Consider the following 11,721-nt stretch of genomic DNA (forward strand, 5'->3'; position numbering starts at 1 on the left):
CGCGACCCTCGCATTTGGGAAATTCTATTTCGCAAGGGAAATTGAACTTTCTGTAACGGCGCGTTAAGAATTTTCTTCGCGGGTGCAGCATTGCCCGTTTCGATGCCGTGAGGAGAGCGCATTGCCCATATCCAAGATACTCGTCGCCAATCGTTCCGAAATTGCCATCCGCGTGTTCCGCGCGGCCAATGAGCTGGGGATAAAAACGGTCGCGATATGGGCGGAAGAGGACAAACTGGCACTGCACCGCTTCAAGGCGGACGAAAGCTATCAGGTCGGCCGCGGGCCTCACCTTGAACGCGATCTCGGGCCGATCGAAAGCTACCTTTCGATCGATGAGGTCATCCGCGTTGCCAAGCTATCGGGCGCCGATGCCATCCATCCGGGTTATGGCCTGCTGTCGGAGAGCCCTGAATTCGTAGATGCCTGCAACAAGGCGGGCATCACCTTTATCGGCCCGAAGGCCGATACGATGCGCCAGCTCGGCAACAAGGTCGCCGCGCGCAATCTGGCGATCTCGGTCGGCGTGCCAGTGGTTCCGGCAACCGACCCGCTCCCGGACGACATGAAGGAAGTCGCCCGCATGGCCGAGGAGATTGGCTATCCGGTCATGCTGAAAGCTTCCTGGGGCGGCGGTGGGCGCGGTATGCGCGCCATTCGCGACCCGAAGGACCTTGCCCGCGAGGTGACTGAAGCCAAGCGCGAGGCGATGGCCGCCTTCGGCAAGGACGAGGTCTATCTCGAAAAGCTCGTCGAGCGCGCCCGCCACGTCGAAAGCCAGGTGCTTGGCGATACGCACGGCAATGTCGTGCACCTCTTCGAGCGCGACTGCTCGATCCAGCGCCGCAACCAGAAGGTCGTCGAGCGTGCGCCGGCACCCTATCTTTCGGAAGCGCAGCGCCAGGAGCTTGCCGCCTATTCGCTGAAGATCGCCAAGGCGACGAACTATATCGGCGCCGGCACCGTCGAATATCTAATGGATTCCGATACCGGAAAATTCTACTTCATCGAAGTCAATCCGCGTATCCAGGTCGAGCACACGGTCACCGAAGTCGTGACCGGCATCGATATCGTCAAGGCACAGATCCATATCCTCGATGGCTACGCGATCGGTACGCCAGAATCAGGCGTTCCCAAGCAGCAGGATATCAAGCTCAACGGCCACGCACTGCAGTGCCGCATCACGACGGAAGATCCGGAACATAACTTCATCCCGGACTACGGCCGCATCACTGCCTATCGCTCGGCCTCGGGTTTCGGCATCCGTCTTGATGGCGGCACGTCCTATTCGGGAGCAATCATTACCCGCTATTACGATCCGCTGCTCGTCAAGGTGACGGCCTGGGCGCCGAATCCGCTCGAGGCGATCTCGCGCATGGACCGGGCGCTGCGTGAATTCCGCATTCGCGGCGTGGCAACCAACCTTACCTTCCTTGAAGCGATCATCGGACACCCGAAGTTCAAGGACAACAGCTATACAACCCGGTTTATCGACTCGACGCCGGAGCTTTTCCAGCAGGTCAAGCGTCAGGACCGCGCGACGAAGCTTTTGACCTATCTTGCCGACGTGACCGTCAATGGCCATCCCGAAGCCAAGGACAGGCCGCGGCCACTGGAAAACGCTGCAGAGCCGGTCGTTCCCTATGCCAACGGCAGCAAGGTTAAGGACGGCACCAAGCAGCGTCTCGACAAGCTCGGCCCGAAGAAGTTCGGCGAGTGGATGCGAGGCGAAAAGCGCGTGCTGATAACCGATACGACGATGCGCGATGGTCATCAGTCGCTTCTGGCGACGCGCATGCGCACTTACGACATCGCCCGCGTCGCCGGGACCTATGCCCATGCGCTACCAAATCTGCTGTCGCTCGAATGCTGGGGCGGTGCGACTTTCGACGTTTCCATGCGCTTCCTGACGGAAGATCCATGGGAGCGTCTGGCGCTGATCCGAGAAGGCGCACCGAACCTGCTGCTGCAGATGCTGCTGCGCGGTGCCAACGGCGTCGGATACAAGAATTATCCGGACAATGTCGTCAAATACTTCGTCCGGCAGGCCGCAAAGGGCGGCATCGACCTCTTCCGCGTCTTCGACTGCCTGAACTGGGTCGAAAACATGCGCGTGTCGATGGATGCGGTTGCCGAAGAGAACAAGCTGTGCGAAGCGGCGATCTGCTATACCGGTGACATCCTGAATTCGGCGCGCCCGAAATATGATCTGAAATACTACACCGACCTTGCCGTTGAGCTCGAAAAGGCCGGAGCTCACATCATTGCACTGAAGGATATGGCGGGTCTGCTGAAGCCTGCTGCTGCAAAGGTACTCTTCAAGGCGCTCCGCGACGCGACAAGCCTGCCGATCCATTTCCATACGCACGATACGTCCGGCATTGCGGCTGCGACCGTGCTTGCAGCCGTCGATGCCGGCGTCGACGCGGTCGATGCCGCCATGGATGCGCTTTCCGGCAACACCTCGCAGCCCTGTCTCGGTTCGATTGTCGAGGCGCTCTCCGGCTCCGAGCGCGATCCGGGGCTCGATCCGGAATGGATCCGACGCATCTCCTTCTACTGGGAAGCGGTGCGCAACCAATACGCAGCCTTCGAAAGCGACCTCAAGGGGCCGGCATCGGAAGTCTATCTGCATGAAATGCCGGGTGGCCAGTTCACCAATCTCAAGGAACAGGCCCGCTCGCTTGGGCTGGAGACGAAGTGGCACAAGGTGGCGCAGGCCTATGCCGACGCCAACCAGATGTTCGGCGATATCGTCAAGGTGACGCCGTCTTCCAAGGTGGTCGGCGATATGGCGCTGATGATGGTTTCCCAGGACCTCACGGTTGCCGATGTCGTCAGTCCGGAGAAGGAGGTCTCGTTTCCGGAATCGGTCGTTTCGATGCTGAAGGGCGATCTCGGCCAACCGCCGTCCGGCTGGCCGGAAGCGCTGCAGAAGAAGGCGCTGAAGGGCGAGAAGCCCTACACGGTTCGTCCGGGCTCATTGCTCGAGGACGCCGATCTCGATGCCGAGCGCCGGGAGATCGAGACCAAACTCGAACGCTCGGTGAATGATTTCGAATTTGCCTCCTACCTCATGTATCCCAAGGTCTTCACCGACTTTGCGTTTGCCTCCGATACCTATGGCCCGGTCTCCGTCCTGCCGACGCCCGCCTATTTCTACGGTCTGGCGGACGGCGAGGAACTCTTTGCCGATATCGAAAAGGGCAAGACGCTGGTCATCGTCAATCAGGCGATGAGCGGCACGGACAGCCAGGGTATGGTGACGGTGTTTTTCGAGCTCAATGGCCAGCCGCGCCGCATCAAGGTGCCGGATCGTGCGCATGGCGCTTCCGGTGCTGCTGCTCGCCGGAAGGCCGAGCCTGGAAACGCCGCCCATGTCGGCGCGCCGATGCCGGGCGTTATTTCTCGCGTCTTTGTTTCGCCGGGCCAGGCAGTCAGTGCCGGCGACGTGCTTGTGTCGATCGAGGCCATGAAGATGGAGACGGCGATCCACGCGGAGAAAGACGGCACGATCGCCGAAGTTCTCGTCAAGGCCGGCGACCAGATCGACGCCAAGGACCTGCTGGTAAGCTATGCGGGCTAATTGGAAATCGAAGGGCTAGGGTGGCCACCGGGCCGCCCTTGCGTGTAATGGACAGGAAAGGCCGAAAATGAGCAACCTCAAGATTGCAGTTATCGTTGGAAGCACGCGCATCGGTCGCTTTGCCGATCATCCGGCGAAGTGGATTGCCGAGATTGCCGCGCAGCGGCCGGATTTTGAGGTCGAGGTGCTCGATCTCCTCGACTACCCCATGGCTTTCTTCGGTGAAGCACGTGCGCTGGAAGCTGAGAGCGAGGCGGCAGAGCGCTGGAAGAAGAAGCTGCGCGAATTTGACGCCTTTATCTTCACCGTTGCCGAATACAATCACGGCCCGACGGCCGTGCTCAAGAATGCGATCGACCTCGGCGAATTCATCCACAAACCGGTTGCCTTCGTTGGGTATGGCGGTGTCGGCGCTGCGCGTGCCGTCGAACAGCTTCGCATGATCTTCGTAGAAATGGGCGCGGCTTCGGTGAAGACGGGCGTCCATATTTCTCTGCCCGAATATATCGGCGTTGCCAGGGAAGGTAAAAGCCTCAACGACTACCAGCACCTTATCGATGCCGCCGGCAAGCAGCTCGATCAGCTGGCCTGGTGGGGCAATGCGCTGAAAGCTGCGCGATCGAAGTAAACGAGAGCTCCGCTTAGAACCGGAGCCGAAAAACCATTTCGAGGCCCTCAAGCGGACAAGCGTTTGAGCTGGCTTGCGCACGAAGTCCTATCTTTTCAACCCGGAAAGCGACCGGCAGCGCTTGGCTGGAGCTACGCGCGCCGGGCGGTATAGATTGCAGTTGTCATGTTGCGATCTACGCGGCCCGCAAGCTGCCCTGTGACAACTTCGGCCAAGGCATCGAGCAGATTGGCCCGTTCTGTAGGCGCAAGGCGGAAACATTAGAGTACGTGGCATAGAGGCTGCGCACGCCGGACGCATCAAGTCTCAATGTCCAGCGGATAAATTCAGGAGGATCGGGTACGAAGCCAGCATCCGTCATCTCCCGAATTCGTGCATCCGCATCAAGCGCGTAAGGAGGACTGTCGCGCCCACCCGCTGACAGGCTGGCACGATGGCCAACGAACAAATGCGCGGTGGCATCATGAAAGGGATCGGGCCGACTTTCATCGCCAAAGACGTTCCACCAAAGGGCGACGCCGCCGCCCGGTCGCAGCAATCCATGAATTCGTTTCAGAGCAGACCCAGCGTCCAGCCAGTGAAAAGCCGTCGCACTTGCAACCAGGTCGAACGAGGCAGGCTCCAGATTTGCGTCTTCAAATGGCAGCGCGAACACCTGCAGGCAGTCAACCGCAATCGAGGTTCGCAGGAAGTCTGCCAGCCTCATGTCAGGTTCAACTGCTGCCAACCGCCGCGGCTTGTGCGCCAGCAATTCCGCCGTTGCAAGCCCAGTACCAGCGCCGATCTCCAGAATATCAATGCCGGGTCCAAGGTCAGAACGCCCGCGCAACAGCTCCCACGTTTCTTCAGGATAGCGCGGGCGGGCAGCATGATAGTTGGAGGGATCGGTCCCGAAAGCCACACGGCCAAACACACGATCCAATCCTCGAACTGTCATCGCGTCCTCCCGACTGCACAGACTACTCTCAGACCGTGTTTTTGTAGCCGGAAGCGCTCGCCTGCGACACTGCTCATCGGCGTATCGTCGTCATTGCCAGGAAGCCTGCAGAAGGGCGGAGCTCACAGATCGGCTCCGGTCCGAGCCTTCTCAAGCCCTGCGAGACCCACGGCAGAATGACCTCTGCTACCTCCATACCCCTTTAAGAGTAACGAGTAGACTAAAGGTTAGCTTGCAGGACAAAAGGAAGCGGCGCCTTGCTAGGCTGGCAGGAATTGCACCGACAAACATGAAGAGGAGCGGACGCGGTCAACGAAAAAATCCGCGACGCGTTACGCACCCTGAGTTCCGAGAGTGCCGTGGAGGCGGCACTCCAGCGCCGTCACGGTTCACTTGTACGGTGACGAACTGCGATCCGAAGTGGGAGAAGCCCTGGGCTGGTAAGCCAGTCGCAGGGGTGCGGAAAGCACGCGCGGGGAATTCTTTGTTCCGGTGAGATTCTGGATTGTTGCGTACGAGCGCATCGCGCTCCCTCGAAATCGCCCCGTCATGTTTATCTTACTCTTCTCCTGAGGTCTCCTGAGGGGCTCTAGTCGTGGTTAGTCCGCAGGTAGGCCGCAACCGCCGGCCGTGAGGGCAGGCAATCAGGGAGCTAGAACAATGGCTATCACGATCACACCGACAGGCGAACTCGTCGTCCTCGACGAGACAGACGGCCTGCAGAACGCAACCGCAACAGCGTCCCCAGCCGGCGACGCCGACGACAACGATTTCGGCGGCGTCGTGCCGACGGCATTGTCGAGCCGGCTGACGTTTTATGGAGTGGCGCCGGATGAGGCGGCGCTGAGCGGCTACAGCGGCGCTGCCGGCGACACCGGCGACAACATCCTCAACGTCACCGGCGCCACCTTGGATAGCGATTTTGCGCTCACCGGTGAAGGTGGAGCTGCGTTCCCGGATTACGGGGCAGGCACGTCCAGCTTCAGCAGCGGTTTGTTCGCGCTCGACGACGCAACCGGGACTACCACGGAAATCTTTCTCTTCACCGATCCGACCAACAATAACATCGTCTACGGCGTAGCCGGGGACGGCGGTACCGATCCCATCGTGTTCGCGGTCTATCTCGACGAGGTTAAGACGTCCGGCATCACGACCGGCACCAAGCTGTGGACCGCGCTCGCCGACGGCTACACGCTGGCACACAACACGGATGGCACAACCGTTACTGATCATGACGACTCCCTCGACCTGACGAACAAGCTGTTCGTCGCCGCCGTCGGGGAGGACTCCTTCTCCTTCGAAAAGGCGCCTTCGGGCCAGAACCTTTTCATGATGTTCGGAAACACGTCGCTGGCGATCCTCGTGACCGGCGAGGATCCGGCCAACGAGTCGGCCGGCCAGCAGGTTTCGAATGACGGCGACACCGTCAATACGGGCCAGGGCGGCGGTGCCACCACGCTCGGCACTGAAGGTCAGCAGATCAAGGCCCAAAAGGCGATGGTCGTCACCTTCGTCACGGGCGCTGATTCCCAGTTCCTCGTTCCGGACCTTACCCCCGGCGAGGCAACCGATGAGACCAGCATCGCTTTCACCGGCTATGCTGAGCACGTTCGGGGCGCCTCGATCACCATCTCGCAGATGACCCCAGGCGGTAGCACGACGACCGCGACCGTCGAGCTCGCGGCCTATTTCACGACAGACGCGGCGGGGGACAGCTATATCAACGATGACCCGCTCGTGACCGGCGACACCGAAATCAATATCACGGACGTGAACGTTATCCGCGCAGGGGTCGACGTCACCGGCACCTTGAGCGTGAATTACGATGGCAACACGGCCGTAATCACGGGCGTGAAGGACGACGACATCATCGAGTACACAACCGATGCCGACCACAATCGCGTGCTGGTGCGCAACGACCAGCCGGAAAAGGGTTCTGGCAGCAACGTGTCCTTCGATCTCGGCGGCTTTACGATCACTCAGGTCTCGAGCGACGTGGAAGAGGTCGGCTCGAAGGTCAAGTTCGAGGATGACGGACCGACTGTCACTGTGGAGGACCTCGACGGAACCTTTACCGATGCTGTCCAGACCGGCGGCATATGGGATCACACGAATAGCGAAGACGACTTAAACTCGCTGAACGTGAACTTCGATGGCTACCAGATCGACGCCCATCCTGCCGTCGTCGTCGACGCCGCGCTGACGAAGACGGGCGGTTTCACCTTCGACGGATCTATCACGGACGACTTCAACGGCGATAATGTCGATGAAACGGTGCCATTCACGCTGATCTTCAATCCGGACACCGACGCGTACACGTTCCAGATGGAGAACCCGCCGACGACGATCATCCAAAGAGACAGCACGCAGGGTGCGCTCAAGGCCGGCGGTCCTGATCCGGTGCAGACGCTGCTCTTCGGCGGCAGCGAGACGGGAGCTGACGACGTCGTCTTCTTCGGGGCTGTCGCGACCGCGCCCCAATCGGGCGTGGCGGGCGACCCGCCCCCCAACGACCTTCTTGATCTGATCGTGACCGGTGCAACGGACCTGAATGAGGACCAGATCCAGGCGTTTCTGTCCCCGACGAACCAGATCCCGACGCTGATCAATGCCGACACAAAGATGAACGTGTCGACTGCGGGGATAGGGATCAACAACAACAACCTTGACGGCAACGGAACGCTGGGGATCCAGGCGGGCGACGAGAGTTTCGTCTTCAACCCCGAGGAAGTCGTCGACAAGGTGAGGGTCTACATCGACAATTCCGTCGGCGGCTATAGCCCGCCAGCAGAGCAACTGTACTATACGATCTATTATACCGACGGGACCATCAGCAGCAATAACCTGGTCTCGGCGGCCGATCTGCAAAATGCACCCCGCAAGGATCCTACCGTTCCCGACGTGGCCGAGGGCGGGAAGTTCTTCGAGATCGATGGCGGCACCAAGCAGATCGATGCGATCCAGCTCACAATGGGCGCAGGCACCGTCAAGATCCCGGTGATCCAGTGGACCATCGAGCAGGAGTTCAATCCGGAGCCCCTCCACCTCGACTTCACGGCGTCGCTGTTCGATGGCGATGGCGATAGCGATGAGGACGCCTTCGCGATCGATCTGGCCGATGCGACAGTCTGAACGCACTGCGGGCTCGCCCACCCGGGCGGGCCTGCACCCTTGCCAACAATGCTGTTCCATCACGGTGCGTAGTCGATGCTTCCTCAGGTCAGTACCACCCGTCTCGCGGAGGTCATGGGCGCCATACGCAGGCAGTTCCCGCTGCTGATCGTGCTGAGCTGCCTTCTCAACCTGCTGCTCCTCGTCACCAGCATTTACATGCTGCAGGTTTATGACAGGGTGCTGTCGAGCGGGTCGCTGGACACGCTTATGTGGCTGACGCTGATCGCGATATTTGCCGTTGCCGTCTACGGCATGCTCGAGCAGGCGAGGCGAATGGTGCTCGGCCGCGCGGCCGGCTGGCTCGACACCGAGCTCAACGCGCCGATGCTGAAGCGCGCCATGGAGGTGCGGCTCGCGGGCAAGGATGGTCCCGCCGGCACCCGAGACGTGGCCGATCTTCGGGCCTTCTACGGGGGCGATGCTGTCCTCGCCTTTTTCGATATGCCCTGGAGCGTGATCTTTCTCGTCTTTATCTGGGCTCTGCACCCGGCACTGGGGGTGGTCGCCACGGCCGGTGCCGTCATCCTGCTGGCCCTCGCATTGGCAAACGACGCGCTGACCCGGAGCCGGCAGAAGCGCGTCGCAGCCGTCACCAAAACCCACCAGGAGAATGCCATGCGCTATGTCGATGCCGGCGAGACGATCGCGCCTCTCGGCATGGCGCGGGCAGTCTTCGACCGCTGGCGCCGCCGGCAGGCCGAGGTGGTGGCCGAGCAGCAGCTATTGGGCGATCGGACGACCACGATCCTATCGATTTCGCGCAGCCTTCGGATGATCCTGCAAATTGCCATCCTGACTGTCGGCGCCTACTTCGTTCTTCTCGGGGAGATAACCGCAGGCGCCATGATTGCAGGCTCAATTGTCATGGGCCGCGCGCTCGCCCCGATCGAACGGGCGACCAGCGCCTGGCGTTCCTTGGTCGCAGCAAGAAGCGCGCTTGCGAACCTGACGGAGCTCTTCGCCGGCACGTCACGCGATGAACGCGACCGCGTCTCGCTTCCCCGCCCGAAAGGCGGGCTTGTCTTCGATAACGTCCTCTATCTTCCTCCAGGCACTCAGGAACCGCTCCTCACTGCGATCAGCTTCGCGCTTGAACCGGGCGAAAACTGTGTCGTAGTCGGTCCATCCGGCGCCGGCAAATCGACCCTTTGCCGTCTTGCCGTGGGCGCCTGGAAACCGACCAAGGGCCATGTTCGGCTCGACGCAGCGGACGTTTTCGACTGGGATTCGGAGGATCTCGGCCCGCATATCGGCTATCTGCCGCAGCAGGTCGAGCTCCTGCCTGGCACGGTGGCTCAGAACATCGCACGTTTCGGTGAGGCAAACAGCAACGCGTTGATCCGGGCAGCGCAGATCGCCGGCGTTCATGATCTGATCCTCTCACTGCCGAACGGCTACGAAACCGAGATCGCGCTGCATTCACAGCGTATCTCGCTGGGCCAGCGGCAGCGCCTCGGTCTCGCACGCGCGCTTTACGGCGATCCGGCCTTCGTCGTACTGGACGAACCGAATGCAAATATGGACGAGGCGGGAGACCGAGCTCTGATCGAGGCGCTGACAACGCTCAAGCAGCTTCAAACGACCGTGTTGATCGTCACTCACCGAGCCTCGGTTCTGAAATGCGCCGATAAGGTGCTGGCACTGCACGGCGGCGCCGTTGCAGCCTTCGGCCCGCGCGAGCAAATGGTGCGGCCGGTACAGCCGACCGGACCAGCGGTCGCGAGACCCTTACCTGCTTGTCCTCCAGAGGAGCCATCGCAGGTTCCTGGTCGTGAGACCCGCCTTTCCGCAGGGGAATGAAATATGGCTGACAGGTTGGATCTGATGGATTTTGCCGTTAACTGGGTCGAAACGCAGTTTTCCCGCGCCATGGAAGGACTGCGGTCAGGTAGCGCTGCGATGATCGCTTCAATCCGTGATCAATTGGCGCTTGCCGGCATCGAATTGAGCGAAACAACCGTTGCATTCATCGTTTTGGCGACTGCAGCGGTTGCCGTATTCGCGCTTGCGTGCATGCTTCGCATCAACATCCGACGCAGCGCCGAAAAATCAACAGACGGGCTTGCGACTGCCGTTAGGAATCCGCGCCGCCTGGGGCTTTTGGCAATAACAATGTTCATTCTGGTTTTCGGCGGCTGGTCCGTTCTTGCCCCCTTGGCAAGCGCGGCACTCGCGCCGGGGGTGATCAGCCTGGATGGACGCCGCAAGACCATCCAGCATCTCGAAGGCGGCATCATCCGAACGATCCACGTGCGAGAGGGGGATGCGATCAAGCCAGGTGACCCGCTAATTACGCTCGTGGACACGAAAGCCAAGGCCCTCGATGCCGAGGTCCGCGAGCGGTTCTTGCATTTCTTGGCAACAGAGGCACGCCTCGAGGCCGAGCGTGGCGATGCCGCCGAGATCAGCTTCCCGGAGATCCTTCTGCGGGAAGGCTCGAAGGAGCCGCAACAAATCATGCAAGGTCAGCGGCAATTATTTTCCATCCGGCGCGCCGCGCATGAAGGTCGGGCGCAAGTCCTCCAGGCCCGCATTCGCCAGCTCGAAGAGCAAAATACCGGCCTGAAAGAGGTGATTGCTGCAGGTAACGATCAACTCACGCTTATCGAGGAGGAATTATTATCCGCGCAGGAGCTTCTCGAGAAGGGCCTCGAACGCAAGCCGAGGGTCTTGGCCTTGAAGCGCTGGCGCGCCGATGCCGCCGCCACGAAGGCGACCGGCCGCGCGAAAATCGCCGAAAACGAGCAAGCAATCGGAGAAACGCGGTTGCAACTGCTGACGATGGCCGAAGAACGCCAGGAAAAGGTCGCCGCAGAGTTGGCCGACGTTCGCCGGGCGTTGGGCGAGCTCAAGGGCCAATTGCCATCGCGCGAGGACATTCTTGCGCGCACCGTGGTTCGCGCGCCGATCGCCGGCAGAGTGATGGACATCCGGGTGACGACCGAAAGCGGCGTCGTAAGTCCCGGCCAGCCTCTTCTCGACATTGTGCCGGACGCCAGCAAACTCATCATCGACGCGAGGGTTCGGCCGACCGACATCGAGCGTGTCAGGCCAGGCATGCCTGCCCGGGTGGTCCTGACGGCCTATCGGCAACGGAATCTGCCGCAGATTCATGGAAGGCTGCGTTCGATCTCGGCGGACGCACTGGCTGACGAACGAACAGGAACCACCTACTTCCTTGCCAAGGTTGAGGTCCTTCCCGAAGATCTCGCAGCGTTGGGCGGAAAAGTGCAACTTCTCCCAGGCATGCCTGCCGAGGTGATGCTCATGGATGGCGAACAAAGCCTGTTTACGTACCTCCTTGCACCGATACTCAACAGCGGACGGCGAGGCCTTCGCGAGAACTAGCCTGCTTCATTTCCACACGAAGGCCGCAGCAATCACAAGGCCGCGAGG

General features: G+C 60.7%; 5 protein-coding genes and 1 pseudogene. 5 read left to right on the plus strand and 1 reads right to left on the minus strand.

All coding sequences use genetic code 11. The annotated features are described in order from the left end of the window. The first annotated feature begins 121 nt into the window (after positions 1–121). Together pyc and BLP23_RS20170 are read left to right on the plus strand one after the other, a co-directional pair. On the plus strand, positions 122–3,586 hold the full coding sequence (pyc, locus tag BLP23_RS20165; RefSeq protein WP_092586624.1) for a pyruvate carboxylase: 3,465 nt from the start codon (positions 122–124) through the stop codon (positions 3,584–3,586). Positions 3,587–3,653: 67 nt separating this feature from the next. Next, the gene (locus tag BLP23_RS20170) at positions 3,654–4,214 is read left to right on the plus strand and encodes an NADPH-dependent FMN reductase (RefSeq protein WP_092586625.1); all 561 of its coding nucleotides are present in this window, start codon (positions 3,654–3,656) and stop codon (positions 4,212–4,214) included. Positions 4,215–4,345: 131 nt separating this feature from the next. Here BLP23_RS20170 and BLP23_RS20175 read toward each other — a convergent pair. After that, a pseudogene (locus BLP23_RS20175) lies at positions 4,346–5,151 on the minus strand (class I SAM-dependent methyltransferase). Between the two features lie 660 nt (positions 5,152–5,811). Here BLP23_RS20175 and BLP23_RS20180 point away from each other — a divergent pair. The 3 genes from BLP23_RS20180 to BLP23_RS20190 all read left to right on the plus strand — a co-directional run bounded on the left by BLP23_RS20180 (position 5,812) and on the right by BLP23_RS20190 (position 11,673). Continuing rightward, positions 5,812–8,283 (plus strand): hypothetical protein, encoded by a 2,472-nt coding sequence (locus BLP23_RS20180; RefSeq protein WP_092586626.1) that lies wholly within the window; start codon positions 5,812–5,814, stop codon positions 8,281–8,283. 75 nt (positions 8,284–8,358) lie between these two features. Continuing rightward, a complete protein-coding gene (locus BLP23_RS20185) occupies positions 8,359–10,125 on the plus strand; it encodes a type I secretion system permease/ATPase (protein WP_092586627.1) in 1,767 nt (588 codons plus the stop codon). Between the two features lie 3 nt (positions 10,126–10,128). Next, positions 10,129–11,673 (plus strand): HlyD family type I secretion periplasmic adaptor subunit, encoded by a 1,545-nt coding sequence (locus BLP23_RS20190; RefSeq protein ID WP_092586628.1) that lies wholly within the window; start codon positions 10,129–10,131, stop codon positions 11,671–11,673. Positions 11,674–11,721 lie beyond the last annotated feature (48 nt).

Source organism: Rhizobium mongolense subsp. loessense, assembly GCF_900099775.1.
GTDB lineage: Bacteria > Pseudomonadota > Alphaproteobacteria > Rhizobiales > Rhizobiaceae > Rhizobium > Rhizobium loessense.

Bases quoted from the DNA above. Each gene is read 5' to 3' on its own strand.
- BLP23_RS20180 (WP_092586626.1), top strand. From the start codon at position 5,812: ATGGCTATCACGATCACACCGACAGGCGAACTCGTCGTCCTCGACGAG.
- BLP23_RS20190 (WP_092586628.1), top strand. From the start codon at position 10,129: ATGGCTGACAGGTTGGATCTGATGGATTTTGCCGTTAACTGGGTCGAA.
- BLP23_RS20170 (WP_092586625.1), top strand. From the start codon at position 3,654: ATGAGCAACCTCAAGATTGCAGTTATCGTTGGAAGCACGCGCATCGGT.
- BLP23_RS20185 (WP_092586627.1), top strand. From the start codon at position 8,359: ATGCTTCCTCAGGTCAGTACCACCCGTCTCGCGGAGGTCATGGGCGCC.